The organism is Amycolatopsis marina (genome assembly GCF_900111885.1).
Classification (GTDB): domain Bacteria; phylum Actinomycetota; class Actinomycetes; order Mycobacteriales; family Pseudonocardiaceae; genus Amycolatopsis; species Amycolatopsis marina.
The window spans coordinates 503,299-529,651 of sequence record NZ_FOKG01000001.1 but is presented as its reverse complement, the minus strand read 5'-3'; the positions used below and the strand labels follow the sequence as shown (position 1 = coordinate 529,651).

The window sequence follows — 26,353 nt, the reverse complement described above, 5'->3', positions numbered from 1 at the left end:
CACTACCTTGACCTAGCGTTCACTCTAGCTTCTAACGTCCGGACATGACACAGCGAAAGATCGGCACCGGCTTCGGTGCGCACAGCACCACCGACGACGTTCTGGCCGGAATCGACCTGACGGGTGTGACCGCCCTGGTCACCGGCGGATATTCGGGTCTCGGCCTGGAAACCACACGTGCGCTGGTCCACGCGGGAGCGCACGTCGTTGTTCCGGCCAGGCAGCCCGCCGTCGCCGAGGTTGCCCTGCGAGACATCCCTGGTACCGAGATCCACCCACTCGACCTGGCCGACCTGACGAGCGTCCGCACCTTTGCCGACGGCTTCCTGGCCACCGGACGCACACTCACCGTCATGATCAACGGCGCGGGTGTGATGGCCTGCCCGGAAACCCGGGTCGGTCCCGGCTGGGAAGCGCACTTCGCGATCAACCACCTCGGTCACTTCGCGCTCGTCAACCGCCTTCGCCCGGCCCTCCGCCCCGGCGCCAGGGTGGTGACCGTGGCATCCTCCGGGCACTTCCTGTCCGATATCCGCTGGGACGACCTCCACTTCCGGACGGGGTACGACCGTTGGCTCGCCTACGCCCAGTCCAAGACGGCGAACGCCCTCTTCGCCCTGCAACTCGACCGGCTCGCCGCGGAGTCCGGTCTCGAGCTGCATTCCTTCGCCGTTCACCCCGGCAGCATCCTCACGCCGTTGCAGCGGCACGTACCGCGCGAGGAGTGGCTCGCGCACGGCTGGGTGACTCCGGAAGGCCAGCCGGCGGAGGGCTTCAAGACCCCGCGGCAGGGCGCCGCGACCGCGGTCTGGGCAGCGACCTCACCACTGCTCGACGGCCACGGCGGGGCTTACTGCCAGGACTGCGACCTCGCCGAACCCGCGCGCACCGACGACATGCTCGTCGGCGGGGTGAAGCCCTGGGCAACCGACCCCGTCGCGGCGGCGCGCCTGTGGGAACTCTCGGCCGGACTCACCGGCGTGGACGCGTTCCCAAGCGGCGCGGCCACTGACCGCTACTCCTGGGCGAGGTCGGCGAATCGGCTGTAGTGCAACTGGTGCGCGACGACCACGGTGCTCGTCGGGCCGGCACGGTGCTTCGCCAGGATCAGGTCCGCCTCGCCCGCGCGGGGGTCGTCGCGTTCCCAGGCGTCCGGCCGGTTGATCAGCAGCACGATGTCCGCGTCCTGCTCCAGCGAACCGGACTCACGGAGGTCCGACAGCATCGGCCGCTTGTCCGTCCGCTGCTCCGGACCACGGTTCAGCTGGCTGATCGCGACCACGGGAACCTCGATCTCCTTGGCCAGCAGTTTGAGCTGCCGGGAGAACTCCGAGACTTCCTGCTGCCGGGACTCGACCCGCTTGCCCGAGGTCATCAGCTGCATGTAGTCGACGACCACCAGCTTCAGGTCGTTGCGCTGCTTCAGCCTCCTGGCCTTCGCGCGGATCTCCATCATCGTCATGTTCGGCGAGTCGTCGATGAACAGCGGTGCCTCGCTGATTTCGCTCATCCGCCGGGCAAGCCGGGTCCAGTCGTCGTCGGACATGCGGCCACCACGCATGTCCTGCAGCCGGATCCGTGCTTCCGCCGAGAGCATGCGCATCACGATCTCCGTGCGGCTCATCTCCAGCGAGAAGATGACGCTGCTCATGCCGTGCCGGATCGAGCAGGACCTGGCGAAATCCAGTCCCAGGGTCGACTTCCCGACGCCGGGCCGTGCGGCGACGATGACCATCTGACCCGGGTGCAGGCCGTTGGTCACCTCGTCCAGGTCGATGAAGCCGGTCGGAATACCCTGCGCCGAACCACCGCGGGAGGCGATCGCGTCGATCTCGTCCATCGTCGGCTGAAGCAGTTCCTCCAGCGCGACGTAGTCCTCACTGGTGCGCCGCTCGGTCACCTCGTAGATGGCGGCCTGCGCCCGGTCGACCACCTCGGAGACGTTGCTGCCGTCGCCGCCGTTCGAGTTCGCGCCGTACCCGTACTGCACGATCCGGGTGCCCGCCTCGACCAGCCTGCGCAAAATGGCTTTCTCGGCGACGATCTCCGCGTAGTAACCGGCGTTCGCCGCGGTGGGGACCGTGGCGATCAGCGTGTGCAGATAGGGCGCGCCGCCGACCCGGCCCAGTTCTCCACGCCGTTCCAGTTCGGCGGAGACGGTGATCGGGTCCGCGGGTTCACCTCGGCCGTAGAGATCAAGGATGCAGTCGTACACCGCTTCGTGTGCGGGACGGTAGAAGTCTCCGGCACGTAGCACCTCGACCACGTCCGCGATGGCGTCCTTCGACAGCAGCATGCCGCCGAGGACCGACTGTTCGGCTGCGAGGTCCTGAGGCGGCTGGCGGTCGAACTCGCCCTGCCGTGGCTCGCTCTGCCCGGAAGCGAAAGCGGGACCTCGGTCGTCGGTGATCGCCACCGCTGCTGGCACCTCCATGATCGAACGGCGTAACCGATCGGCGTCCTCAAGCCCACCAGGCCAGGCCGACGACCAGCGTCAACAGGGACCGACAGCACGTATCGAACAACAGTTCGACTATACCGGATTCCGGCTCGCATCGAGGTCATTTCCGCCCGGCGTTTCACTGCTCCGGCCGTGATGTCGACGACTCCGATCGGCCCTGCGGGGCCGACAGTGAGTATCGGCCTGGCTGGCACGCTAGAGCGCCCAGAAGGAGTAGCGCAATTCTGCCTGGGGACCATCATGTGGACAACCTGTGGATGAAACGCCAGAACGAGTCACAGGCCTGTGGACCCCTGTTGATTACCTGTGGACAAACTTCGAGCATTCCCGAAAAACACCTGGTCAAGGCGCATGTGGAAGCTGTGGGTAAGTTTGTTTTGCCACTCGCGGCGTGTCGCTCGAACTGAACTGATCGGCGTGTCGCGAGACTCGCCGCGCAACCCGATCCCCAGCGCCTGTGGATAGATGCTACGGAGCGTAGAGAGCGGACTCGTTAGGCTGAAAGGGCTGCTGGCGGAGGTCAGGCGGCCAGCGTCGACTGTGCGCTGCGTAGTCGTTCGGCGAGCAGTTGCGGAGTGCCAGGGGTGAAGCTGATGAATGGCTCCCCACTGCCCGGTCGTTCCTCGGTCAGCCACCTGCCCTCGACCGTGTCGATGTAGTTCACCGGACGCTCGATGCGCTGCCGGGTCCCCATCCGGCTTCGCGCCGCGACGTACAGACTGCCGCCACCGAGTCTGCGCAGGCCGAGTACACGCCGCAGTTCCTCGGCCGCGCGGCTGTTCGGGTCGGGCCGGGCATCGCGCATCACCGCGAACTCCCCGTCCGGATCCACGTTCGCACGTCGGGTGCCGGTGGCCTCACTCTTCGGCACCAGCAACGGCTGGCCCTTCCCAGGGGCGAGCTTCGGGATCTGTGCCAGGAAATTGTCCAGCATTTCGTCCGGGCGCACGCTCACCAGCACGATTCCCTCATGGTCGGTGTTGCGGGCCAGCACGAAGGCCTCCCCGCCCGCGCTGCCTGCCAGGAGCGTGTAGTTCACCGCCTGTCCGTCGTGACCACCCTGGATCCACGCGTAGTACTCCAGCGCGGGCCGGGCGATGGCGTCGACCGTGGCCTGCAGACCCGGATCGATCCCGCGGGAACCGGCCAGGCCGTACTTCGACAGCTCGGCATCGGCTCGTGCGTCCTCCGCCCTGCGTGCCTGGTTGCCGAGCCAGGTCGGCGTACTGGCGAGCACCGTGTGTGGCTCGACCTCGCGCCGGCGGAGAAGTGTGAGCAGTGTGCCCGTCGTCAAGGTCACCTGCTTGTGCAACACCGTGTGGTCCCCGTTTCCAGTTCGTGAAGAGATGGCTGCCCGGAGGGCTGTTGATGTCGGCTACTCGCCGATCACCGGCGGCGCGGTGAGCTCGTCGCTGCCGAACAAGGAGTTCGGGTCCTCCTCGACGAGGAACTTCGTCTGGTGCTCTTCGTCCTCGGCCCCCTTGCCGCCGCGGCCGCCGCCCATCATGCCGCCCATTCCCCCCATGCCCATGCCGCGACCACCGGCGCCACCGCCGATGGCGCCGCCGCGGGCACCGCCGCCAGGACCGCCCGCGCCGGATCCGGAACCCGGTGCGACGGATCCGGTGCCGGACCCGTAGCCGGCCGAGCCGCCCGCGCCGCCGGGGCCGAAACCACCGACGCCGCCGATGCTGCCCGCACCGCCCGGCCCGAAGCCGCCCGCTCCACCGCCGCCGATACCGCCAGCGGAGCCGGGCGTGAAGCCACCGCCACCGCCACCACCGCGGGACAGATCGGCCGCAGGGACGCTGCCGGGCTGGTAGCCGGACGTCTTTGTGCTGTCGTCCCAGCCGGGGATCTGTCCGGGGGTATAGCCGCCCCCGCCGCCACCACCACCGGGCGTGTTGTCACCCGGTTTGTAGCCACCGCCGCCGGGCAGGTCGCCATAGCCTCCCCCGCCGGGGATCTGTCCTGGGGTGTAACCCCCGCCGCCGCCCCCGGGAATGTTCCCCGGTTGGTAGCCGCCCCCACCGCCACCGGGGATCTGACCAGGGGTGTAACCACCACCACCGTCACGGCCGTTGTCGCTGCCGTCCCGGTCGGTACCGTCCTTGTCGCCACCACTGCCGTCGCCGTCGACCTCGATGTCGCCGAACTGGCCGTCCACCTTGCTGTAGGTGGGTATGCCGCTGGCGTTCTCGTTGCTCGCCTCGAAGTACGTGTTGAACGCGTCGACGTTGGCCTGCGCCTTGTTGTTGTAGTCCTGGATCGCCCTGTCGGTGTCGGTCTCCCACGGCTTGATGTCGTTCAGGAAGCCACTCTCCGGTGGCTGCTGTGGGATCGGCTCCACCCTGGAATGGACGGTGGTGAAGGCGTTGCGCTGCTCGCCGAGGTACGTATCGCTGTCCCGCAGCTTGTCGCGGGAGTCCTCCATCCAGACCTTCAGTGGATGTGCGCCCGACTTCGCCGCGTCACCGGCCTTTCCCTGCCAGGCGGCGTCCATGTCCTTGGACAGGTCCTCGATGGTGCTGACCCGTTGCTCGTAGGTCCCCTTCAACCGGCCCGCGGCCCCCTGGCCGTCACTGATCGAACCGACGCCGGGACCCGTGGTGATCTGCTCCCAGATCTGGTACGCGTCGATCCGTCGCTCGCCGTCACCCGCCGCGTACTGTCCCGCTTCGTCCTGGGTGGCCGCGCCGTACGCGGCGGCGCCGGCGACGATGGGAATGAGGAAGAATGGCATGTGCTCAGCCCTTCAACGTCTCGATCATCGATTCGGCGGCCCTGGCGACGACGGGGCACGGGTCGCTCTGGTCGGGACCGGCGAGGAACTGGCTGCCGACCGCCATCGCGACACTGTCATTCAGGCCGACATACATCCAGCAGACGCCACTGTCCCGGTGATCCGCCTCGGACGCGTAGACCGCTGGATGCCCGCCGACCTCGGTCTCCTCGAAGTAGGCGTACTCGGCGCGCTGGTCGTAGATGTCGCTCAGCCCGTTCGAGTTCCCTTCCACGATCGCGAAGTCGATCCGGTTGGCGTCCTCGGCAGCAAAATCCCAGTAGCAGCTCGGACCCGCCGCGGACTGCCGTGGCGTCCCCTCCGTGAGACCGAGGGCGTCGAGCTGGGCCGGGGTGAGTACGCCGCAGGCGTCGGCGGTGGCCGCCGAGGCGTCCACCGGGTCGTGCACCGGCGGCGCGGACCCGTTGGCCGGAACATCGGAGTTCGTGGAGCCGGTAGGCGCGCGGCTGTCGCCGGCGGGAACCGACTTGCTCGGGATGGAGCCGGCGGAGCCGGGCTCGACGCTGGAGCAGGCGCCCAGCAGGAGCCCGAGCGAGGCGATGGCGGCGACACCGATGCGGGAAATCCTCATGCCTGGTCCGCCCCTGCCTTGTTGATTTGTTCCCGCATGTCGTCCTCGGTGTTCTCGGTGCCCTTCTTGGCGTTCTCGAGCGCCTCGATGTAGTCCTGAACGTACTGCTGCATGCGGAGGTTCTGTTCGAGGAAAGCCTGCCCTGATGGGTTGGCGGTCTTCTCGAAGTCGCCACTGGCGAATTCCCTGCCGGGTGCCTGCACGCTGGCCATCAACTCGGCATCGGTGGCATCGTTCTTCAGATCGTCACGCAGCGCCTTCCACTTGCGGATGACCTCGTCGAGCTGCTCGGGATCGAACTTGTAGCCGCCGCCTTCTGCCGGCATGGGTGCGCCGGTGCCCTTGGCCACCGGCGCCCGCATGCTGACCATGCGCTTGCCGCCGCCCGCCATCGATGCCTCGACCATGCTCGCCAGTCCCCTCCGAAATCCCCAGGTCGCCGAGCGGCGCCGCCACGCTCGGTGAACAGATCTTCCCGCCGCTCGAGAGCCGTAGTCAACCACTCCGACGTGCGGTCGCCGATCACGGTTCCCACACCTTCAAGCTCGCACTTTCCCGTAAGAGTGCGGTAGTTGCGCGCGCCGGGTTTCGCACTTTCCCGGGAAAGTGCGAAACATGACGAAGGGCCGTCCCTGCCGGAAAACCGGATCAGGAACGGCCCCGCCGTCAGTGCTGTGTACTTACTTCGGAACGACCTCGAGGCGCACCTCGGCGCGCACGTCCGGGTGCAGGCGTGCGGTGACCTGGTGCTTGCCGACCGTCTTGATGTGGTCGTTCAGCTGGATGGTCCGCTTGTCGAGCAGCGGGCCACCGGCCGCCTTGATGGCGTCCACGATGTCGCCCGTGGTGACCGAGCCGAACAGCTTCTTCGAGCCCTCTGCGGCCTTGCCCTGCAGTGTGACCGCGCCAAGACCCTCAAGTGCGGTCTTGACCTCCTTGGCGTGGTCCAGGTCCCGGATGCGCCGGGACTCCTGGGCACGACGGATGGTCCGCACGTTCTTCTCGGCGCCCTTGCTGGAAGGGATCGCGTAGCCCCGCGGCAGCAGGTAGTTGCGCGCGTAACCGTCCTTGACCTCGACGATGTCGCCAGGTGCGCCGAGGTTCGCCACGTCGGTGGTGAGAATGATCTTCGCCATGACCTGGTTCTCCTAGCGCGCTGTCGAGGTGTAGGGCAGCAGCGCCATCTCGCGGGAGTTCTTGACCGCGATGGCGACGTCGCGCTGGTGCTGGCTGCAGTTTCCGGTCACCCGGCGGGCACGGATCTTGCCGCGGTCGGAGATGTACTTCCGCAGCAGGTTGGTGTCCTTGTAATCGATGACTTCCGCGCGGCCCTTCTTCGCGTCCTTGCAGAACACGCAGACCTTCTTCTTGGGCTTACGAATGGGTGGCTTGGCCACTGTGTACTCCTGGGGAAATTCGTGTGGTTGCTAAAAGATCAGAAGGGAGGCTCGTCCGAGAAACCGCCGCCACCGCCGGCATTGCTGCCTGCGGGCGGGGCCGAACCCCACGGGTCGTCGGCGGGGGCGCTACCGCCACCGCCGCCACCGAAGCCGCCGCCTCCGCCGCCACTGCCACGGCTCACCTTGTTCACCTTGGCGGTCGCGTAGCGCAGGGAAGGACCGATCTCGTCCACCTCGAGCTCGACGACGGTGCGCTTCTCGCCCTCTTTGGTCTCGAAAGAACGCTGCTTCAGACGGCCCTGCACGACGACGCGGGCGCCCCTGGTCAGCGACTCGGCGACGTTCTCCGCGGCCTGACGCCAGACGTTGCAGCGGAGGAACAGCGCCTCGCCGTCCTTCCACTCCCCGGACTGCTTGTCGAACATCCGCGGGGTCGACGCGACCGTGAAGTTCGCGACAGCGGCACCGGACGGGGTGAAACGCAACTCGGGGTCCGCGGTGAGGTTGCCGACCACCGTGATGATGGTGTCTCCAGCCATCGCTTCGGCCTCAGGCTTTCGCGGACGGCTTGGAGGTGCGGGCCACGCGGGAACCCGGACGCGGCGCCTCGCGACGCACGACCTTGGTCCGCAGCACGGTCTCCTGCAGCGACAGCTGGCGGTCGAGCTCCTTCACCGCTTCGGGCGTGGAGTTCAGGTCCAGCAGGGCGTAGATGCCCTCGGAGTTCTTCCTGATCTCGTACGAGAGCCGCCTGCGGCCCCACACGTCGACCTTCTCGACACTGCCACCGGACGTGCGGATCACGTTGAGGAACGTGTCCAGCGTCGGGGCGACCGTACGCTCGTCGAGGGTGGGGTCGAGGATGATCATTACCTCGTAATGGCGTGACACAACCACTCACCTCCTATGGGCTCGCGGCCACGGTCTGTCCGTGGCAGGAGGGTTGTCAACGAGTCAGTGTAACCAGGGAGGTTCTAGGCCCTGCGCAGCACCCAGGTGCGGACCAGTGCGGCGGTGACTCCGGCGAGCGCGACCACGGCCAGCAGCATCGGCAGCTGGACGTTGTCCGGTGTCGCGGGAGCCGCGAGCGCGTCGGCGTTACCGGCGTTGCGGACGTCGGGCTGCCCGGTCTCCCCGAGGCCTTCGGAGCCTTCCGCGCCGAGGATGCCGAACTCCGGCGAGGTCTGTCCGGGAACCCCGTTCGACGGCGGGTAGCGCAGGTCGGGCGGGACGGCGATGCCCGCGGTCGCGGTGGGGATGCCGCTGTAGTCGCGCTGGGGTGCGCGGGCGTCGCCGGTGCCGGTGTACGGCAGGGAGCCCGTGCCGCTGTTGGCGCCGTTGCCGCCCGTACCGCCGGTGTTGTTCTCGGCGTTGCCGGTCGTGGGTGCCTGGCTGCCACGCGGGGCGGGCTGCTGCGAGGTCGGCTTCTGGTGGTTCGCGGCGAAGACCGTCAGGCCACACGAACCGGAGACCTTCTTCTTGATGTGGTCGAGGGTCTGCTGCTTGGTGGAGTCGAGCAAGCCGAGCCCCGGCGAGTCCTTCAGCGCCTGTGCCACGGCCGTGCCGACCGCCTCGCCCGCGATCTTGCCGCTTGACGCGTCGGGGATCTTGCCGACGTTGATCGTCGCCTTCTTCTCCACTTCCCGCGCGATGCTGTCCGGGTGCACGGTAAGGAAGTTCCACATCGTGACCGCCTCCCGCGCCGCGGTCTTCACCAGGCCCTTCATCGAGGGGCCGGTGACCGCGACCTGATCGCCGATCTGCCCGGTCACGCTGGAGGTACAGCTCTGTGCGGCAAGCGTCGTCGCGCTCGCGGTTCCGGCACCGGCGAAGGAGAATCCGGTCACCGCCGCGGCGATCGCCGTCGCGGTGAGCACCTTGCGTGATGTTCTGGCGAGGGCAGTCCGGTGAATCCGCACGGGGGTGTTCCTCCGCAATTCGCTGACAGGGGAAGGGAGCCTCGCACAAACAACGAGCCGCCTATGCGAAAGATACGCGACCTTTCACGTTTCGGCTTTGCCGAGTTCCTTCCGGTGCACGCCTCAGCCAACGGCCTTGCGCAGTACCCAGGTGCGGACCAGTGCGGCCGAGACACCGGAGAGTGCGAGCACGGCGAGCAGCAGCGGCAGGGTGGCGCCGTTGTCGTCGCCTTGCGAGCCGGGGAGTGCCTGCGCCTGACCCGCGTTGCGCACGCCGTCGTCCGGGGCCGGTGGTTCGCTCTCGCCCAGAATGCCGAACTCCGGCGAGTATCCGGGGATCTGTCCGCCGTACCGCACACCGGGGGAAGGGGCGAACAGGCCTGCGGTGGCCATCGGGATACCGCTGTAGTCACGCATCGCCGCGTAGCCGGTGCCATAGCTGATCGGCAGTCCGGCGTAGCCGGGAAGACCGCCTGCTCCACCGAGCACGGGACTGTTCGGCGCGGGCACGCCCCGTGCGGCAGGCCCGCTGCTCCGGCCGGGTTTGCCGTCGGAAGCGGACGGGCCCTGCGGAGCGGGTTTGCCCTGTTCGGGTGGGTTCTGCGGTGCGGGCTCGCTGCCTCCGCCGGTGAGCGCGTTCGCCGTACCGCCGGCCGCGTCGCTCAGCGCGTTGGTGGTGCCCGCGACTCCGTTGTTGATGGCTCCCGCCGCAGGCTCGCCCACCACCGGCACCGGTGCGACCACGGTGTCGACCACGGTGACCGTGACCTTGCAGACGGTGCCGAGCACGGCGTTGATCGTGCCGGTGAGGACCTTGGTGCCCTCGGTGACGATGCCGAGGTCGAGTGGGATACCGAGCAGCGGGGTGGTGCCGAGGATCTTGTCGCCCGGCTTGGCGGTGACCGAGCCGCCGCACGGCACGCTCTTGGTCTCGGCGGTGGCGGTGCCGGGTAGTGCCAGTGCCGCCGAACCGGCCAGTACGAAGGCCGCGGCGCCGACGGCTGCCGCCCGCTGTGTTCGCCCTTGCATCACTCGCCCTCCAGCGGTTGTGCTCCGGGTTACTCACCGGGAACAACGACGCTAACGGAGGACGGTGACGCTTCGCTCGCCCGAATGCTCTCGCGATCGGGTGGTTTCGTGGTGACGGAGAGTGCTTCTTAAACCGGGTCAGGCTGTCTTGCGTGCCCTGATCCAGGTGCGGGCCAGCAGTGCGGCGACGATCACCACGGCAAGTACGGCGAGCAGCAACGGCAGCCGCTCGGGCGGATCCGACTCCGGAATGGCCTCCGCGGTCCCGGAGTTCTCGGCGAGCGCGTCGGGCTGCTGCTCTGCGTTGGGCGCGTTCAGGTCGGGAGCCTGCGGCGGTGCCTGCACCGGCGGGAGACCGGCCAGCGGCGGCACCGTGATCGGCCCGAGGGCCTGGAACCGGCCCGCCGGGACGAACGGGTCGTTCGTGGCGCCGAGTCCTGCGCCGATCGAACCGGGGTCGGTCAGGCCGGGGGCGTTTCCTCCCTCACCAGGTGCGGGGTCCTCCGGATTACCGGGAATGCCCGGTGCGGGCGGCGTGGGCTCGGGCGCAGGACCGGGCTCTTCCGGCTCCTGCTCATCGGGGCCGGTGACCAGGTCGTCGACCGGGTTGATCTCCTGGACCACCGCTGCCGTGGCGTTGCCCGCGTCCTTGACGACTCCGCAGGTCTCTCCGGTGACGTCGCGAACCACCGGTGCGCCGCTGAGGCCGAGGGTGTCGACCCCCTCCTTCACCGGGAGCACGACCAGTGGCTGCTCGTTGCCGTTGGTGCCCTCGGATTCGTTGCCGAGGCCGATGGTGAGAATGCCGGGCGCCTCGAGGATCGCGCCGACGTCCAGGGTGGCCGGCTTGCCGGGCTCGCCCTTCACGGTGGCGTCGCAGTCGTTCACGATCAGCGGGTCGGGACCTGGTGCGGCGGTGGCCATCCCGGGGAAGACGAGCGCGGCCGACAGTGCGAGCACGAATCCGGCAGTACCCGCGCGGCGAATACCGGGCCGTCGGGTGCGGTGTCGCGGTGCCGTTCCCATGAACTCCCCTTTGTCCTGCATGACTGCCCTGTGTGACCCCAGTTAAGTGCACGGAACGTGGTCACCGTACTCGATGATCGTCACTGGTCGCGGGTACCCTCGCCGAATGCTGATCGGCGCCCACGTCCGTCACGAAAACCCGCTCGCGGCTGCCCGCGAAACCGGCTCCGAGGTGGTGCAGATCTTCCTCGGTGATCCGCAGAGCTGGAAGGTTCCTCCCCCGTACACGTGGGCCGACGAACTGCGGGAATCCGATCTCGAGTTGTTCGTGCACTCGCCGTACATGATCAACGTCGCCTCGCTGAACAACCGGGTCCGCATCCCGTCGCGTAAGGCCGTCGCGCAGCAGGTCACCGGCGCGGCCGCGCTCGGCGCGAAGGGTGTCGTGGTGCACGGCGGCCATGTCCGCCAGGGTGAGGACATGGCCGAGGGTCTGGCCAACTGGCGCAAGATGTTCGAGCGCAAGGCGGCCGAGGGCGGGTTCGAGGTCCCGGTGTTGATCGAGAACACCGCGGGCGGGGACAACGCGATGGCCAGGGAACTGGACACGATCGCCCGGCTGTGGGACGAGGTCGGCGAGTTCGGCGCCGGATTCTGTCTCGACACCTGCCACGCCTTCGCGGCCGGCTGGGAACTGGACAGCGTCGTGGACAAGGTCAAGGCGATCACCGGCCGGATCGATCTGCTGCACCTCAACAACTCGCGTGACGAGTTCGGTTCGGCACGGGACCGGCATGCCAACGTCGTACACGGCGGCGGAACCATTGACCCCGACCTGCTCGCCGAGGTGGCCGCACAGGCGGGGGCACCCGTCGTCGTGGAGACCGCGGCCGAGGGCCAGGCCGACGACATCGCGTTTCTCCGGGAGGCAACCGCGCGGTGAGCATTCATGCACGATGCGGACGACGGGGGCCGGCCGGAGGTCGGCTCGGGGCGGACGCATGCAGGTGAGACGCGGACGGTGGTCGAACCTGCGACCGTGCATCGACCGAGTATCGAAGAAGCAGCTGGGTAGTGCGGCGCTGGCCGGGCTGGTGCTGTTGTGCGGGCTGACCCTCGTGCTCGGTTTCGCGAACAAGTACCGCTGCACCGGCCCCGAGTTCGACGAGCAGGGGCGCAGCACTCCCGGGTACGCCGAACGCAATTACTCCGACGCCTGCTACTCCGACATCCAGTTCCTCTGGCTCGGCAGGGACATCGATCAGCACACGTTTCCCTATGTGCACGGTGATCTCGAGGAGGACCGGCTGGTCGGAGGTGCGCTGGAGTACCCGGTGCTCACCGGCGTGCTCGTGTGGGCCGGTGCCTACTTCGCCGAAACGGATGCTGGCTTCCTGCTCGGTTCGGCCCTGCTGCTGACGCCGTTCGGCCTGCTCACAGCCTGGTTGCTGGGTCGGATGGCGGGGTGGCGGGCGCTGCTCTGGGCACTCGGACCGCCGCTGGTGCTCTATGGGTTCCACAACTGGGAACTCCCCGTCGTGGCCGCCACCGTTGCCGCGTTCGCGGTGGTCCACCTCGGCAAGGGGACGTTGCGCCGCAGGGCGCAATGGGCAGCCGTGCTGCTCGGCCTCGGGTTCGCGCTGAAGATCTATCCGGCGATGTTCGTGCTCCCGCTTGCCCTCTACGTCCTCACCGGCGGCGCGGACGGCAGACACCGGCGCGATCCGTGGGGAGCTCTCCGGGTGTGCGGGGCCGCGATCGGCACGGCGCTCGCGGTGAACCTGCCGTTCATGGTGGCCGGCTGGGACGGCTGGCTCGCCTCGTACCTCTTCCAGGCGGACCGCAACGTCGACGCCACCACGAACTCGATCTGGTACTGGGGATTCCGGCCGGAGTCGGACACCGAAGCCTTCCAGTCGCTGGTCGGCGTGCTGTCCCCGGTGCTGGTGCTGGCCTCGTTCGCGGTGGCGGCCTGGTACGGCTGGCGGCGTTACCGGTTGACGGGCACATACCCGATGCTCGCGGTGTCGGCCGCGATGTTGTGCGGGTTTCTGCTGCTGCACAAGGTGCACTCCCCGCAGTACACGCTCTGGCTGCTGCCGATGTTCGTGCTGCTGCGCGTGCGGTGGGGCTGGATCCTCGCCTATTTCGTGGCGGACCTGGCGATGGGCATCGGAATCTTCCGCTGGTACGGCGAAATCGGTGACGGTGGTGCGATCTACCAGGGTTTCGCGGCACAGGCCGTGATGATCGGGGTCTGGGGCAGGGCAGCCCTGCTGGCCGGGCTCTTCGTCGCGTTCCTCAACTCCGATACCTCGCTGCCCGCCCGTCTCCCGCCACCACCCAGACGGAGGCGCTTCGCGCCGCTGCCGACCGCGTGAGCGACGAAAACCGGTTGTCTCCGAGGTGGGGTGAGGGCCCATCCTGTCGAGGTCCGACAAGGAGCAGGCAGGAGAGGACGATGATCGAGGGCGCGCGGTCGGTGTACCGCGACGAGGACGGCGAACTGCTGGGCTACCTTCGCCCGGCAGGCGAGGGTTGGCAGCCGTTGACGGTGTTCGGCTACCCGCTGGCGGACCCCGCTGATGAGGCGGACTCGCGCGCCGAACTCGAGGCCCGCGGGCTCGCCTGTCTCGCCGATCGCTGGTCCGTCTACCTGCCGGAGGACGAGGACTGGTTCGCGTGTCAGATTCGCGAGACCGGGCCCGACTGGGTGCGGGTCTCGATCGCCGACTTCGGCTCACCCGACTTCGGCGCCATGCTGACGCTGCACTCCCCCGGCCCCGACCGGCTGCGACTGGGCTGAACTCGCCTGTGGGAGGGAGTCCGCTCCCTCCCACAGGGGAGTCGCGACGGGGTCGCGGCACGCGAGGCTTTCCGCAGACCGGACGACCCGCGTCCGGTGTGTGGGGAGGACAGCGATGAACAAAGGGATCGTCAGGCGTTGGGTGGCATTCGGGGCCGCGGTGTCGGCGGCGGCAGCAGTGGCCGCGTGGGGCACGTCGGCGAGTGCGGCCGACCGCGGCACACCGCCACGCCAGGAAACGGAGTCGGTGCGTGGCTCGGCGGGCGGTGAGCTGCGGTTCCCCGGCTGGGAGGGACATCCGGTGCGGTTCGACATCGACGCGCACGGCACCGCCACCGGCGCGAGCGGCCGGTTCCACGTGAATCATCGGCTGCCGGACGGCACCGCTTTCGCCGACTTCGAGGCCAAGGTGGACTGTCTCGCGGTGGACGGCAGGCTCGCCATTCTCACCGGGGTGATCGAACGGGCCGAAGTACCGGGGATGCCGAGCCTCGACCTCGTCGGCAAGCGGGTCGGTCTCACCGTCCGCGACCACGGGAGGCACCGCGACGAGATCGGCTGGAGCTGGGCGTACGGCGGGTTCGACGCCGACGTGTTGCCGTGTACCAGCGGCGTTCCGGTACTCCGTGTCTCGGAGGGCGACTACCGGTTCGAATGAGCGGGGGATTGTTCCGGCAGGGCGTTCCGCGCGTGCCGTGGAGTCTTTCGGGCACGCGCGGAACGCCCTGGCAGCTTCCGCACGTCTCGCGCCCGGTCCAGCACCCCGCCGAGCGGGTCGTCCACGCCCGCACCGCGGACGATGTCGGTTGCCGGTCGGTAGATCTCCCTGACGATGACCACGCAGAGGGCGATGACGGCGAGATCGCGAACCACCACGGTGCCGAGGAACCAGCCCTCGGGCAGCCCCCGGTTGTCGACGCCGAGGTAGTAGAACATCCGTGGCGCCCAGACGAGGGCGTCGATCAGCATCCAGCCGAGCAGCAACCGCCAGCGCGGTAGCGCCAGTACCGCGAGCGGTACCAGCCACAGGGAGTACTGCGGGCTCCACACCTTGTTCGTCAGCAGGAACGCCGCCACCACGAGGAAGCAGAGCTGCGCGACTCGCGGCCGGACCGGCGCGGCCAGCCCGATGTAGGCGATCCCCGCACAGCAGGCGAGGAACAGGGCGCCGCTCACGGTGTTCAGCAGGGTCGGTGCCTCGCCCCGGATCAGTTCGCCGTCGAACCCGCTCCAGCCGGTGAAGTAGGAGACCACGTTGTAGAGCGAGTCCGGGTCCATCCCCCGCTCGGTGTTGAGCCGGAAGAACTCCTCCCAGCCCTCGCGCATGTACAGCATGAACGGCAGGTTGACCACTGCCCACGTGCCCGCGGTCGTCACGGCCGCGACGGTCCACGTGCGCATTTTGCCCGCGCGCAGGCACAGCATCAGCAGGGGGCCGAGCAGGAAGAGGGGGTACATCTTCACGGCCGCACCCAGGCCGAGCAGCAACCCCGCGACGGCGGGTCTGCGCCGGGACCAGGCCAGCAGGCCGGTAGCGGCCAGCATGGTGGAGAGCGTGTCGAAGTTGGTGAAGGCGTGCACCAGCACGAGTGGGGAGATCGCGACGAGCACCGCGTCCCACGGTCTGCCGCGCGCCGATCTGGCCACGGCCCACACCGTGGTGAGCCAGGCCAGTGCGAGGAACAACGCGGTGATGTCGAAGTAGATGACCACCGGTAGCGCACCGGGTAACCAGCCGGTCGCCGCGACTTCGGTCCAGGCGTGGGTGAGCTTGGCGTTGACCCACTGGAACAGCCCGGTGAGCACCGGGTACTCCATGTAGCGGGCCTGCTCCTCCGGCTGGCCCTGGTTCTCGATCCACTGGGTCGCGTACGGGAACGTGTTCGGATCGTTCAGCCGCTCGGCGCCGTAGAGCGGGACGATGTCGGAGTAGCACATCGCGACGTACGGCCTGCCGGATCGCCAGTCGAGCTCGGCATCGCCGTTGTCGTTAATGAACTGCTGGATACACGCGGCCTTGCCGAACCAGCTCAGCGTCAGTGCCAGCACAGCGAGCAGCAGTCCGACACGCAGCGGCGACCAGAACCAGTGCCTGCCGACCGCGGCGTGCTCACCGATCGGCCCGCCGACGGGTCTGCTCGCCGCGGCGGCCAACGGTTCGCTTCTCGTGGGGAGAACGCGCTCATCGGCCGTGAGGGACACGGTCTCCGGCACCGTGGGCGATGCTTCGTCGTCGGGCGAGCTGGACACGGGCGGCAGCCTAACCGGAGACGGATGGTGTTCGCGTTCCATGTGTGAATGATCGTTAGAAACGGCCCGCCTCGCTGGCTACTCGGATCGCCATACCGGATCGCGGCCCATCCACCCGGCCAGCCGGTCGTAGACGGGTGCGTCGGCCGGAACGGACACGACCTCGCCGAACGGCGTGTGCGTTCGCGGGTCTCGCGGGATACGGGCGGTGACCAATGCCAGGGCGTGCTGGCCGAGCCCGTCGTCCAGGAGATCAGTGCGGCCGATGGCGACCGCGAGATCCCACCCGTGCGTCACGAACTCACCGACGAACACGCCGAGCGCCGCACCCAACGGCAGCCGCCCGAACGGCAGGTCGACGACTCGGTCCGGATCGACGCCGCCCAGCAACGGCCGGAGCCGAGTGAACGCGTCGTCCCAGGTCGAACCGGTCGGTGTGGATTCCGGCGCGATCGCGGTGCCCACTCGATCGGCGATCACCGCCAGGTGTTCGACGAGCTGGGCGACGTTGAAGTCGGTGCACGGTGTCGCCGCGTGCTTGTTGTCGTCCGGTACGGCCCTGACGAGCGAATTCGTTTGGTCGATGGCTTGCGCGAGCACAGTGGTGTTGTCGGTCATAGCTCTCTTTCGAAGGTCATTCGCTGGGGCAGGCAGGTTCAGGCGGCCAGTTGGGGTCGGTCCTTCCGAATGCGGGGCAGGAGAACGACGGCGATCAGTAGGGCGATCACCGCAAAGACGGCGCCTGCGGCGAAGCCGTCGTGGAACACCGTGGTGCGGGCAGCCTCGATCAGGCGCGGGTCGCCGCCGGCTTCGGCGGTCAGTTGGGCGACCTGGCCGAACGCGAATGTCGCTGCGGTCGCGATGCCGAGTGCGCCACCGACTTCCTGGCTGGTGTTGATCAGTCCAGCTGCCAGGCCGGCGCGCTCCTCGATGACGTCGGCCTGTGCGGCGATCTGCAATGGAACGAACGACAACCCCATACCCAGACCGATCATCACGAACACCGGCAGGATCTGGGTCGGATAGCTGGCGTCCGAGGGCATCCGCGCCATAAGCGCCAGACCACCGCCCACCAGTACGAGACCGAACGCCAGGATCGCCTTGGCGGGGGCTTTGGCGACCGCGTTGGACGCGATACCGGCTCCGACGGCGACCACCACGGCCAGCGGCACGTAGGCCAACCCGGTGTTCATCGGGCTGTAGTCGAGAACCTGCTGCAGAAACAGGCTGGCGAAGAAGAAGGTCGTGACGACGGAGCCAAGGAGGAACAGCGTGGCGATGTTGGCATAGCGCAGGGTCCTGGACCCGAACACGTCGAACGGCACCAGCGGTGCTTCCGCTTTTCGTTCGACGATGGCGAACGCGCCCAACAGCAGCACCGCGCCGGTGAGGCTCGTGATCACCAGAGCGCTGGTCCAGCCGTGGCTGATCGCCTCGTCCAGTCCGTAGATCAGCGCGAGCAGCCCCGCGGTCAGCAGTACGGCGCCGGCGATGTCGAACGGTCGTCGGGGGCCGCGGCTCTCGGGCAGGACCCGCGTGGCGGTGGCGACCGCGATCACCGCGATCGGGACGTTGATGAAGAAGATCCAACGCCACCCCGGACCGTCGGAGAGAACTCCGCCAAGGATCACGCCTGCCACCGATGCGATTCCCGTCAGCGCGCCCCAGATGCCCAACGCCTTCGCGCGCTCGGCGGCACCGACGAATGTGGTGGTGACGATCGACAGCGCGGCCGGGGCGATCAGAGCCGCGCCAAGGCCCTGACCCCCGCGTGCGGCGAACAACAAGAGCTGGTCCTGCGCGAGACCTCCGGCAAGGGAGGCCAAACCGAACAGCGTTAGGCCGATTCGCAGGACCAGCCGTCGCCCGAACGTGTCGGCCAAGCGCGATCCGAACAGCAGGAACCCGCCCAGGGCGGTGCCGTACAGCGTGACGACGTACGGCAGGTTCTCCTCCCGGATTCCCAGGCCCTTTTCGATCGAGGGCAAGGCGACGTTCACGATGCTGACGTCGAGGAACACCATGAACTGGGCAACACACAAGAACGTCAGCACCAGCCCGGTGCGCTGTACCCCCGGGGCGATGCCGGGACGCCCTTGCGCGGTCTGTTCTCGCGGTGGGGATGCGCCGACGGACACCGGCGGATCGACTTGTGACACGTGCCGTCTCCTGCGTGATTGTGGAACCAGGACGAAGGCGACGCTAGTTACCTCTTTATCGTAGGTACCTAGAAGAAACTGAGGAGAGCATGACCCACATCACGTCATCGGACGTCGACCTGATCCGCACAGGGTGTCCCATCGCGCCGGTGGTGGACATCGTCTTCAGCAGATGGACCACACCTATCCTCTGGCAGCTCAACGCCCACGGGCGGCAGCGTTTCAACGATCTTCGCGACCTCGTCGATGGCATCACCGCGAAAGTGCTGACCCAGCGGCTGCGGCAACTGGAACGCGACGGCCTTGTTTCCCGCACCATGCACGCCGAGATACCGCCGCGCGTCGAATACGAAATCACCGACCTCGGCCGCAGCCTCGCACCCGTCTTCGCGGCCCTTGTCACCTGGTCCAACCGGCACCTCGTCGACGTCACCCAAGCCAGAAGGTCATACGACGGCAGCGGCAAACCGCTGCCGTGACACCGCGCGGTCCGCGGTCAGCCGCGCCTGCCTGTTGAACCGAGGCGGTTGACGGGCAAACCACGGTGCGTCGCGAGCACTCCTTCGAGCACGGTGGCCGCTGCCGTGACCCCGCCGGAGCGCTCGATCCGGTGTCGCATGCCACGCACGTTGGCCGCTATGTCCTCGTCGGCGCACACACCGACCACCGTCTCGCGGAGCCGGTCGCCGGTGGCCTCGCGCGCGTCCAGCCGGGTGCCGAGACCAAGGTCGACGACGCGAGCGGCCACGTGTTGCTGCTCCGGGCTGCGCGGAACGACCACGAGCGGCACGCCGGCTCGCAGGGCCGAGAGAACGGGACCCAGGTCGCCGTCGCTCACGAGCGCGACGGCCGCCTGCAGCGCCTCCTGCGAAGCCCGGTTCCCGACCGGCGCCACCGCGTGCGACTTCCGGTCGGCGAAGGCTTCGGTACACCGTCGCTGCAGTCCCGTCGATGCGATCACCAGTGGAAGCCCGGTGGAGGGCATGCCCGAGGCCGGCGTTCGCGCCGCTGGGTTGCGGGCCGACAGCGGCGGGACGTGTCCGACGAACTGATAGGTGTTGTCGAAGGACTCGGCCCCCTCCTGGAAGTCCTTCGGCAGCAGCACCAGCTGCGCGGGAGTGCCGCTGCCCAGCAGCACTTCGTCAGGGGTCAGCCGCAACTCCGCCGCCAGTTTCGCGATACCCCGCCTGCGTGCCAGCGGCCCCGCGTGGATCGCGGCGTGGTCGCGCGGTACGAAGCCGGGCCACACCGGTACCGCGGGCACGCCCCATCGGGCGGCCAGCAGCCGGCCCCACCAGGCCATCGAAGCGTCGTACACCACGAGATCCGGCACGTAGGCCGCGTAGCGCTGGGTCAGCGCGGGCAGCACGAGTCTGGCCTCGCGCAACAACGCACTGAACCTGGGCACACTGTCGTCGTCCTCGTCCAGGCTGGTGTCGTACTCGATCAGCGTCGCGCCCGCGTTGGCTGCCGGGGTGGCGGCCTTCCGGGTGGCCGCGTAGCTCACCCGGTGCCCACGTCGCACGAGTTCAGCTGCGATACCGAGAGTCGGCCCGATACGGCCGGCTCCCGGTGGCGCGCAGAACGAGACGTGATTCATCGCGGTATGACTAGCACGTCCAGGTCGGCGTCGCGATTTCCGCCCCCACCCTTACCGCGTGCCGGGAAGGATCTGCCCCACCTAGCGGCGGTATTGCTGACCGCGACCGGTGACGTCCCGCTATTCGTCGCCGCCTGGACGTCGTGGCGGGAAGAGACCGCCGTCGTCAGTGTCCTCCGGGTTGCCCGTGCTGTCCTGGGGACTGCTCGTGGAGTCGGACGACTCGTCCGACTCGCTGGTCTTGCTCGGCTTCTCCTTGGTCTTCGACGATTCGGTGGTCTTGCTCGACTCGGTCGTGCGCACCTGAGTCCTGGTTTCCGGTGGGGGCGGTGGCTCCTTCTGGATCTGCTTGCCGATCAGATCGACCTCGGGGAACTCGAGCTTGGGTTTGCCCTCGAGGTAGGAGTTCATGAACTTCTGCCAGATCTCCCCGGGCAGCCCACTGCCGTAGATCTTCTTGCCGGTCGAGGTCTGGATCGGCTCGTTCACGCCGGTTCCGACCCAGGTCGCGGTGGAGATCTGTGGCGTGTAGCCGACCATCCAGGCCTGCGCGTTCTCGTCGGTGGGCGCACCACCTTCGGCCACATACTGGTGCGTTCCGGTCTTGCCCGCGCACTCGCGACCGTCGGCGCAGGTCAGGTCGGAGAACGGCAGCACGGGCTCGAGGGACTTCGTCACATTGCCCGCGATCTGCTTGCTCTTGCCCGGGTCGTCCGCGAACGCCACCTTCTCCTCGACCGGAGTGTCGAACACCACCGAACCGTCCGACTCTTCGACGCGGGTGACGAGATGCGATTCCCGGTGCACGCCGTCGGCGGCGAAGGTGCCGTAGGCGGAGGCCATGTCCTCGGGAGTGACCATGACATCGCCACCGCCGATGGCGATGTTGCCGTCGGGCTTCGGCATGGTCTCCTTGTCCCCGTGCTTCTCCGGGATGCCGGCCGCCAGTGCCGCGTCCTTCACACCCTGCACCCCGGTGTCGTTGAGCACCAGGTCGTAGAACACGGTGTTCGCCGAACGTTCCATCGCCTCGGCCACGGTGCAGTTTGGCCCGCAACTGCTGCCAGGGCCCGCGTTGTTCACCGGAGCCTGCCTGCCGGGGAACATCCGGCCGGAGCGGCCGTCATAGGTCTCGCCGAGTCCCTTGCCCCGTTGCAGTAGTGCCACCAGGTCGAACGCCTTGAACGCCGACCCCGGGTTTCGTTGGGTGTTGGCCCAGTCCACGGCGTCCAGTTCGGGATCCGCGGGCCCGCCGTAGTAGGCCAGCACTGCGCCGGTCTTCGGGTCCACCGCGACGAGCGCCTTGCGCAGCTCGGCAGGCTCGCCCTCCATCACCTCGTTCACGGCGGCGACGGCCTTGGCCTGCGCGTCCGGGTCGATGGTGGTGTAGATCTTGAAGCCGCCGGCCCTGACCTTCTCCTCGGGATAGCCCCTGGCCGCCAGCTCCTGCTCCACCCGTGCCTGGATGTGCCGGTTGGGTCCGGTGATCCGTTCGGGCTTGCCCTCGTCCTCCGGGATCATCTCCGGGATCTTTGCGGCGTCCCGATCGGCCTGGGGCAGCCAGTTGTTGGCCACCATCTGGTCCATCACGTAGTTCCACCGCTTCTCGACATAACCCGGCTCGTCCGATCGGCCCGGCGTCTGGATGACCCCCGCCAGCACGGCTGCTTCCGGTGGCGTCAGCTTGTCGACAGTCTTGCCGAAGTAGGCCTGCGAGGCCGTGGAGATCCCGTAGGCACCCCGGCCGAAGTAGATCGTGTTCAGATACGCGGTGATGATGTCGCGTTTGTCCTGCTCGTTGTTCATCTTGAACGACTTGACGAGTTCGAAGAACTTCCTGGTGTAGGTCTGGTCCTCGTTCTCGGTCGCCTTCTTGATGTACTGCTGACTGATCGTGGAACCACCGCCCGCGCGATCGTTCAGCTGGTTCCACACCGCGCGCATGATGCCGGTGACGTCGAACCCGGGGTTGGTCTCGAAGGTCGCGTCCTCGGCGGCGTAGACGGCGTGCTTGACGACGTCGGGAATGTCCTCCGGCTTGAGCAACTGCCGATTGCCGCCCGCCGGGATGTCCTTGCCCAGCACATCACCGTTGTTGAAGTAGTAGGTGACCACCTTGTCCTGACCCGCCGCGACCTCCTCCGGGGTCGGCACGTCCACCAGGAAGTAGGCGATGGTGAACGCCAGCGCGGGCAGCACGATGAACAGCCCGGTCATCACGTAGAGCGTGCGCCGGACCCGGCGCCACCGGCGCTTCTTGCGCTGCTCGGGAGTCAGGATCGGCTTGCCGTTCTCGTCGTACTCCTGCCCGTCCTGGTCCTCGTCGTAGTAGTCGTCGTCGTAGCCCGACTCGTGCAGGCTGTGTTCCTCGTCGTTCGACCAGTGGGCGTCATAGCCGTCGTCGTCGACGCCCGTGCCGTTGTGGGTGTGGTGGGTCAGCAGCTCCGGCTCCCGGTCCTCGGGACCGATGCGCTGGCCGACCATGCCGGTCGGCTGCTCCACCTGGGGACGGCGCGGCGGCGGTGGTGGCGGCGTGGGCACCGCGCCGGGCGGGCGCTGACCGCCCCGCGGGGGACCACCGGGACCATTCGGGCCGGGCCCGCCGGGTGGGCGGGCGCCGGGCGGCGGGGCCTGGTGCCTGCCGGGCACGCCACCGGGTGGCGTCGGTGGGTGCTGCCGCCCCTGCGGCGGGCCCTGATGCTGTGGGCCGGGCCGACGGGGCGGGACCGCGCGACCAGCGGCTTCGGGGTCGCCGCCGCCTGGCCACCGGGGGGCGGCATCCTCCGCGCCTGGCCACCGCGGCTGCTGGGGTGGCTGCCGGGGCGGTTGCGGCGGCGGACCCTGTGGCGGTTGTGCCGGGCGCCTCGGCGGCACCGGACGCTGTGCCCGGGGCGCGGGGGGTGGCTCGTCACCGGACGGCCACTGTGGTGCGCCGCCCTCGTTTGCCGGCCACTGTTCGTGCCTGCCACGGCCCGGTTCCTGCTCCGGCCAGCGGCGGTTGTGGTCGTCGTTCACGGATGAGCCTCCCAGACCGGCGCGGACTTGGTCGCCGTCCTGTGTTCATGAGCTGTGGTGTCCAGCATGGTCAGGATCGTCACTGCCCCGCGGTCCTCCGCGAGCGAGGTTGTGTCTCTCCGGTTCCCAGGACGTATGACTGCACCAGATGGTTCCAGCTGCACGACCGGCACACCTCGACCACATAGACAGTGAACTCGCCGAACAGGCCGGCCATCCGGTCCAGTTCGTCAGGCGCCCGTGCCGATCCGGCGACGTGCTTGAGTTCGTCTCCGTACACCCAGCTGACCTGTGCCAGTGCCTCCCGGCGGCAGACAGGGCAACTCGAGTCGGTGGACTGGCCGTGGAACTTCGCCGCCCGAAGCAGATACGGGCTGGCATCACACACGTCCATGGTGCCGACTCGACCGGAGTAGACCTCCGCGAGCAGCGCTCTGCGCTGTAACGCGTAGTCGACGACCTGCCGCTGGTTTCGCACCACATCAGAGTACGTGCTGCCGGTGTGAACGCCATGAGCCGATCCGCGGAGTGACGTGCGCGACCGCGCCGACACGCCCAACTCCGGATAACTTTCCGGTAAACATCGCCTGATCCGATCGTGGATCAAGGTCGTTAGCTACACCACTTCGATGTATCGGTGCGATATAGTTGCGCGGTAGGTTTCAGTACGTCATCGCCGGGTACTACCTCAATCCGCTGGTGGCGCCGTTTGTTCCCGAAAGGGGGTGCGCTGTGCTGGAGTTCGCCGTATTGGGTCTGCTCCACGAGGCGCCCATGCACGGCTATGTGCTGCGCAAACGGCTACACGAAACGCTCGGACCGTTCCGCACGTTCTCCTACGGTTCGCTGTATCCGACCCTGCGTCGGCTCCAGCGAGCCGGATGGATCGTGGAAGAACCGGCCGAGGTCGGTACGGCTGGGGCCGCGGAGCCCGCGGCAGCCGCGCCGGCGACACCAGGTCAGGCAAGGGCGGCTGGCCGACAGCAGAACCGAAGTGGCTGGGGCCGCCGCGCCAAGCGGGTCTACAAGCTCACGGCGGAAGGCAAGGAGCGGTTCGCCGAACTGCTCGGCGACGCTGGGCCGCAGACCTGGGACGACGAGGGTTTCGGTGTCCATCTGACGTTTTTCTCGCGGACGCCGGCCGATGTCAGGATGCGGATTTTGGAGGGCAGGCGCCGACGCGTCGAGGAACGTCGTGAAGGTTTGCGCGCCGCCATGGCCAGGGCCGAGGAGAAGATCGACCGCTACACCCGTGAACTGCACCGGCTCGGGCTGGAGACCAGTGAGCGGGAGGTGCGTTGGCTCAACGAGCTGATCGCGCATGAACAGGCCGAGCAACGCGGGCAGCAGACCTGACCGGACGGCTCGGAAAGACCTACAACACAGAACACGAGTTAAAGGAGAACCGGCATGGGCGAGAACCGCCGCAAGGTGCGGGTGGCCATCGTGGGCGTTGGCAACTGCGCGGCGTCGCTGGTGCAGGGCGTCCAGTACTACCAAGACGCCGACCCCACGGCGCGCGTGCCCGGACTGATGCACGTGCAGTTCGGTGAGTACCACGTCCGGGACATCGAGTTCGTCGCCGCGTTCGACGTGGACGCCAAGAAGGTCGGCCGCGACCTCTCGGAAGCCATCGTCGCGAGTGAGAACAACACGATCAAGATCGCCGACGTGCCGCCGCTCGGTGTCACGGTGCAGCGCGGGCACACCTACGACGGGCTCGGCCGGTTCTACCGCGAGACCATCGACGAGTCCGACGAGCAGCCGGTCGACATGGCGGCGGCGCTGCGCGAGGCCAAGGCCGACGTGCTGGTGTCGTACCTGCCGGTCGGTTCGGAGGATGCAGACAAGTTCTACGCGCAGGCCGCGATCGACGCGAAGGTCGGCTTCGTCAACGCGCTGCCGGTGTTCATCGCCTCCGACCCGGAGTGGGCGGCGAAGTTCACCGAGGCCGGTGTGCCGATCGTCGGTGACGACATCAAGTCCCAGGTCGGTGCGACCATAACGCACCGTGTGCTGGCGAAGCTGTTCGAGGACCGCGGCGTGCAGCTCGACCGCACGATGCAGCTCAACGTGGGCGGGAACATGGACTTCCTGAACATGAAGGAGCTGGAGCGGCTGGAGTCCAAGAAGGTCTCCAAGACCCAGTCCGTCACTTCACAGGTCGACCGCGAGCTCGGCAAGGGCAACGTCCACATCGGCCCTTCGGACTACGTGCAGTGGCTGGACGACCGCAAGTGGGCCTACGTCCGGCTCGAGGGCCGCGCCTTCGGTGACGTGCCGTTGAACATGGAGTACAAGCTCGAGGTGTGGGACTCGCCGAACTCGGCGGGCATCATCATCGACGCGGTGCGCGCGGCGAAGATCGCGATGGACCGCGGCATCGGTGGCCCGATCCTCTCGGCGTCCTCGTACTTCATGAAGTCGCCGCCGGAGCAGTACCGCGACTCCGAGGCCTACGACGCCGTGGAGAAGTTCATCGCCGGCGAGCTCGACCGCTAGGTTCCAGTCGTGTCACCGTGGCCACCTTGGGGCGCCTGACGCTCCCCAAGGTGGCCATCGTGGTTCTGGGGATCGCTCAGTTGAGCAGTCGGCGGACGGTGTCCGGCAGTTCGGCCAGGTCCGCCAGCACCACGGGCACCTCGGCGAGCACGTCGGGGTCCGGCGGGAAGTGCGGGTTCGGCACCCCGATCACCGTCATCCCGGCCGCGAGCGCCGACCGGAGCCCGTTGGTCGAATCTTCGACGGCGATACAGGCATCCGCGGCCACGCCGAGCCGGGCGGCCGCTTCCAGGTAGACGTCCGGGGCTGGTTTGCCCGCCCTCACCTGTTCGCTCGACAGCGCGATCCGGACGAGCCCGGTCAGGTTCGTGGCCTCCAGGAACGCCGTGATCAGCACGGGGGGTGACGAACTGGCGATCGCGACCGGGCACTGCTCGCCCACGGCCCGCACCGCCTGCTCCGCGCCGGGCAGGACCGGCGGCCCCTGCTCGTAGCGCTGCGCCATCCGGCCGATCACCAGGTCGGCGGCCTCCTCCGCGGTCAGCGGCACGCCCAGCTCCGCCACCAGGTATCGCGACCATTCCGGGGTGCTCATCCCCTGCAGCGCCCTGGTGGCCTCCTCCCGCCACTGACCTCCCTGCTCGGCGACCATCGCCCTGCGGACCTCGTCCCAGGTCTGCTCCGAGTCGACCAGTACTCCGTCAAGATCGAATATCACCGCGTCCACGCCAGCCAAGGTACCGGTGAGTTGATCCATGTTTTTGTGAAGAACTGACGAATGGTGGATTCCATCCAGGTGGAAAGTGGCTTAACGTCGGGGCCCGAACTGAGCACCCGGAGGTCGCGTTGCCACCACTCCCGCAGCATCTGCT

General features: G+C 68.1%; 27 protein-coding genes. 8 read left to right on the top strand and 19 right to left on the bottom strand.

The window, feature by feature from the left end; all coding sequences use genetic code 11:
• Positions 1–44 precede the first annotated feature (44 nt).
• Complete coding sequence (locus tag BM199_RS02640) at positions 45–1,049, top strand: SDR family NAD(P)-dependent oxidoreductase (protein WP_091668804.1); 1,005 nt, start codon at positions 45–47, stop codon at positions 1,047–1,049.
• On the opposite strand, the gene dnaB is transcribed toward BM199_RS02640, so the two are convergent.
• The 12 genes from dnaB to BM199_RS02580 form a co-directional block, all read right to left on the bottom strand.
• Positions 1,016–2,416, bottom strand: coding sequence for a replicative DNA helicase (dnaB, locus tag BM199_RS02635; RefSeq protein ID WP_091669722.1), 1,401 nt, complete (start codon positions 2,414–2,416; stop codon positions 1,016–1,018). The genes BM199_RS02640 and dnaB overlap by 34 nt on opposite strands.
• A 565-nt stretch (positions 2,417–2,981) precedes the next feature.
• Positions 2,982–3,776, bottom strand: a complete 795-nt coding sequence (locus BM199_RS02630) for an ESX secretion-associated protein EspG (RefSeq protein ID WP_091668801.1) — start codon at positions 3,774–3,776, stop codon at positions 2,982–2,984.
• 60 nt (positions 3,777–3,836) lie between these two features.
• Positions 3,837–5,204, bottom strand: coding sequence for a hypothetical protein (locus BM199_RS02625; RefSeq protein ID WP_091668798.1), 1,368 nt, complete (start codon positions 5,202–5,204; stop codon positions 3,837–3,839).
• Positions 5,205–5,208: 4 nt separating this feature from the next.
• Positions 5,209–5,835 (bottom strand): DUF3558 domain-containing protein, encoded by a 627-nt coding sequence (locus tag BM199_RS02620; RefSeq protein WP_091668796.1) that lies wholly within the window; start codon positions 5,833–5,835, stop codon positions 5,209–5,211.
• Positions 5,832–6,242 carry a sister chromatid cohesion protein PDS5 gene (locus tag BM199_RS02615; RefSeq protein WP_245788087.1) on the bottom strand — a complete coding sequence of 137 codons (411 nt, stop codon included), beginning with the start codon at positions 6,240–6,242 and terminating at the stop codon, positions 5,832–5,834. Before BM199_RS02615 ends, BM199_RS02620 begins: the two co-directional genes overlap by 4 nt.
• Before the next feature lie 273 nt (positions 6,243–6,515).
• On the bottom strand, positions 6,516–6,971 hold the full coding sequence (rplI, locus tag BM199_RS02610) for a 50S ribosomal protein L9 (RefSeq protein WP_091668793.1): 456 nt from the start codon (positions 6,969–6,971) through the stop codon (positions 6,516–6,518).
• 12 nt (positions 6,972–6,983) lie between these two features.
• On the bottom strand, positions 6,984–7,232 hold the full coding sequence (gene rpsR, locus BM199_RS02605; protein WP_091668791.1) for a 30S ribosomal protein S18: 249 nt from the start codon (positions 7,230–7,232) through the stop codon (positions 6,984–6,986).
• A gap of 38 nt (positions 7,233–7,270) precedes the next feature.
• Complete coding sequence (locus tag BM199_RS02600) at positions 7,271–7,774, bottom strand: single-stranded DNA-binding protein (RefSeq protein ID WP_091668788.1); 504 nt, start codon at positions 7,772–7,774, stop codon at positions 7,271–7,273.
• Between the two features lie 10 nt (positions 7,775–7,784).
• Complete coding sequence (gene rpsF / locus BM199_RS02595) at positions 7,785–8,126, bottom strand: 30S ribosomal protein S6 (RefSeq protein WP_091668785.1); 342 nt, start codon at positions 8,124–8,126, stop codon at positions 7,785–7,787.
• 83 nt (positions 8,127–8,209) lie between these two features.
• A complete protein-coding gene (locus BM199_RS02590) occupies positions 8,210–9,154 on the bottom strand; it encodes a hypothetical protein (protein ID WP_342741688.1) in 945 nt (314 codons plus the stop codon).
• 123 nt (positions 9,155–9,277) lie between these two features.
• Positions 9,278–10,183 (bottom strand): hypothetical protein, encoded by a 906-nt coding sequence (locus BM199_RS02585; RefSeq protein ID WP_091669714.1) that lies wholly within the window; start codon positions 10,181–10,183, stop codon positions 9,278–9,280.
• A 138-nt stretch (positions 10,184–10,321) separates the two neighbouring features.
• Positions 10,322–11,209: a hypothetical protein gene (locus tag BM199_RS02580; RefSeq protein ID WP_143101749.1), complete on the bottom strand. Its 888-nt coding sequence runs from the start codon at positions 11,207–11,209 to the stop codon at positions 10,322–10,324.
• Positions 11,210–11,315: 106 nt separating this feature from the next.
• Between BM199_RS02580 and BM199_RS02575 the strand changes: the two genes are divergently transcribed.
• From BM199_RS02575 to BM199_RS02560, 4 genes are all read left to right on the top strand, one after another.
• A complete protein-coding gene (locus BM199_RS02575) occupies positions 11,316–12,092 on the top strand; it encodes a deoxyribonuclease IV (protein WP_091668780.1) in 777 nt (258 codons plus the stop codon).
• A 58-nt stretch (positions 12,093–12,150) separates the two neighbouring features.
• Positions 12,151–13,530 carry a glycosyltransferase family 87 protein gene (locus BM199_RS02570; RefSeq protein ID WP_177242441.1) on the top strand — a complete coding sequence of 460 codons (1,380 nt, stop codon included), beginning with the start codon at positions 12,151–12,153 and terminating at the stop codon, positions 13,528–13,530.
• 80 nt (positions 13,531–13,610) lie between these two features.
• Entirely contained in the window at positions 13,611–13,955 is a 345-nt protein-coding gene (locus tag BM199_RS02565; RefSeq protein ID WP_091668777.1) for a hypothetical protein, read from the top strand.
• Positions 13,956–14,070: 115 nt separating this feature from the next.
• Positions 14,071–14,613: a hypothetical protein gene (locus BM199_RS02560; RefSeq protein WP_245788086.1), complete on the top strand. Its 543-nt coding sequence runs from the start codon at positions 14,071–14,073 to the stop codon at positions 14,611–14,613.
• Here the strand turns inward: BM199_RS02560 and BM199_RS02555 are convergent.
• From BM199_RS02555 to BM199_RS02545, 3 genes are all read right to left on the bottom strand, one after another.
• Entirely contained in the window at positions 14,598–16,205 is a 1,608-nt protein-coding gene (locus tag BM199_RS02555; RefSeq protein ID WP_245788085.1) for a glycosyltransferase family 87 protein, read from the bottom strand. The two genes, BM199_RS02560 and BM199_RS02555, sit on opposite strands and share 16 nt — an antisense overlap.
• 78 nt (positions 16,206–16,283) lie before the next feature.
• Positions 16,284–16,823: a maleylpyruvate isomerase family mycothiol-dependent enzyme gene (locus BM199_RS02550; protein ID WP_091668771.1), complete on the bottom strand. Its 540-nt coding sequence runs from the start codon at positions 16,821–16,823 to the stop codon at positions 16,284–16,286.
• A 38-nt stretch (positions 16,824–16,861) separates the two neighbouring features.
• A complete protein-coding gene (locus BM199_RS02545) occupies positions 16,862–18,364 on the bottom strand; it encodes an MFS transporter (protein WP_218160277.1) in 1,503 nt (500 codons plus the stop codon).
• 89 nt (positions 18,365–18,453) lie between these two features.
• Here BM199_RS02545 and BM199_RS02540 point away from each other — a divergent pair, with 89 nt between their 5' ends.
• Entirely contained in the window at positions 18,454–18,843 is a 390-nt protein-coding gene (locus BM199_RS02540) for a winged helix-turn-helix transcriptional regulator (protein WP_091668768.1), read from the top strand.
• A gap of 17 nt (positions 18,844–18,860) precedes the next feature.
• Here the strand turns inward: BM199_RS02540 and BM199_RS02535 are convergent, their stop codons facing one another.
• The 3 genes from BM199_RS02535 to BM199_RS02525 all read right to left on the bottom strand — a co-directional run bounded on the left by BM199_RS02535 (position 18,861) and on the right by BM199_RS02525 (position 23,457).
• Positions 18,861–19,964 (bottom strand): nucleotide disphospho-sugar-binding domain-containing protein, encoded by a 1,104-nt coding sequence (locus BM199_RS02535; protein WP_091668765.1) that lies wholly within the window; start codon positions 19,962–19,964, stop codon positions 18,861–18,863.
• 120 nt (positions 19,965–20,084) lie between these two features.
• Positions 20,085–22,979, bottom strand: coding sequence for a transglycosylase domain-containing protein (locus tag BM199_RS02530; protein WP_091668763.1), 2,895 nt, complete (start codon positions 22,977–22,979; stop codon positions 20,085–20,087).
• A gap of 79 nt (positions 22,980–23,058) precedes the next feature.
• Positions 23,059–23,457 (bottom strand): DUF5318 domain-containing protein, encoded by a 399-nt coding sequence (locus tag BM199_RS02525; RefSeq protein ID WP_091669703.1) that lies wholly within the window; start codon positions 23,455–23,457, stop codon positions 23,059–23,061.
• 254 nt (positions 23,458–23,711) lie between these two features.
• Between BM199_RS02525 and BM199_RS02520 the strand changes: the two genes are divergently transcribed.
• Both BM199_RS02520 and BM199_RS02515 read left to right on the top strand, forming a co-directional pair.
• A complete protein-coding gene (locus BM199_RS02520; RefSeq protein WP_091668760.1) occupies positions 23,712–24,335 on the top strand; it encodes a PadR family transcriptional regulator in 624 nt (207 codons plus the stop codon).
• 54 nt (positions 24,336–24,389) lie between these two features.
• A complete protein-coding gene (locus tag BM199_RS02515) occupies positions 24,390–25,481 on the top strand; it encodes an inositol-3-phosphate synthase (RefSeq protein ID WP_091668757.1) in 1,092 nt (363 codons plus the stop codon).
• Positions 25,482–25,557: 76 nt separating this feature from the next.
• Here BM199_RS02515 and BM199_RS02510 read toward each other — a convergent pair whose 3' ends face one another.
• Entirely contained in the window at positions 25,558–26,208 is a 651-nt protein-coding gene (locus BM199_RS02510) for an HAD family hydrolase (RefSeq protein WP_091669700.1), read from the bottom strand.
• Positions 26,209–26,353 lie beyond the last annotated feature (145 nt).

Bases quoted from the DNA above. Each gene is read 5' to 3' on its own strand.
- BM199_RS02640 (WP_091668804.1), top strand. From the start codon at position 45: ATGACACAGCGAAAGATCGGCACCGGCTTCGGTGCGCACAGCACCACC.
- BM199_RS02625 (WP_091668798.1), bottom strand. From the start codon at position 5,204: ATGCCATTCTTCCTCATTCCCATCGTCGCCGGCGCCGCCGCGTACGGC.
- BM199_RS02620 (WP_091668796.1), bottom strand. From the start codon at position 5,835: ATGAGGATTTCCCGCATCGGTGTCGCCGCCATCGCCTCGCTCGGGCTC.
- BM199_RS02615 (WP_245788087.1), bottom strand. From the start codon at position 6,242: ATGGTCGAGGCATCGATGGCGGGCGGCGGCAAGCGCATGGTCAGCATG.
- rplI (WP_091668793.1), bottom strand. From the start codon at position 6,971: ATGGCGAAGATCATTCTCACCACCGACGTGGCGAACCTCGGCGCACCT.
- BM199_RS02600 (WP_091668788.1), bottom strand. From the start codon at position 7,774: ATGGCTGGAGACACCATCATCACGGTGGTCGGCAACCTCACCGCGGAC.
- BM199_RS02585 (WP_091669714.1), bottom strand. From the start codon at position 10,183: ATGCAAGGGCGAACACAGCGGGCGGCAGCCGTCGGCGCCGCGGCCTTC.
- BM199_RS02580 (WP_143101749.1), bottom strand. From the start codon at position 11,209: ATGGGAACGGCACCGCGACACCGCACCCGACGGCCCGGTATTCGCCGC.
- BM199_RS02575 (WP_091668780.1), top strand. From the start codon at position 11,316: ATGCTGATCGGCGCCCACGTCCGTCACGAAAACCCGCTCGCGGCTGCC.
- BM199_RS02570 (WP_177242441.1), top strand. From the start codon at position 12,151: ATGCAGGTGAGACGCGGACGGTGGTCGAACCTGCGACCGTGCATCGAC.
- BM199_RS02565 (WP_091668777.1), top strand. From the start codon at position 13,611: ATGATCGAGGGCGCGCGGTCGGTGTACCGCGACGAGGACGGCGAACTG.
- BM199_RS02560 (WP_245788086.1), top strand. From the start codon at position 14,071: ATGAACAAAGGGATCGTCAGGCGTTGGGTGGCATTCGGGGCCGCGGTG.
- BM199_RS02550 (WP_091668771.1), bottom strand. From the start codon at position 16,823: ATGACCGACAACACCACTGTGCTCGCGCAAGCCATCGACCAAACGAAT.
- BM199_RS02540 (WP_091668768.1), top strand. From the start codon at position 18,454: ATGACCCACATCACGTCATCGGACGTCGACCTGATCCGCACAGGGTGT.
- BM199_RS02535 (WP_091668765.1), bottom strand. From the start codon at position 19,964: ATGAATCACGTCTCGTTCTGCGCGCCACCGGGAGCCGGCCGTATCGGG.
- BM199_RS02515 (WP_091668757.1), top strand. From the start codon at position 24,390: ATGGGCGAGAACCGCCGCAAGGTGCGGGTGGCCATCGTGGGCGTTGGC.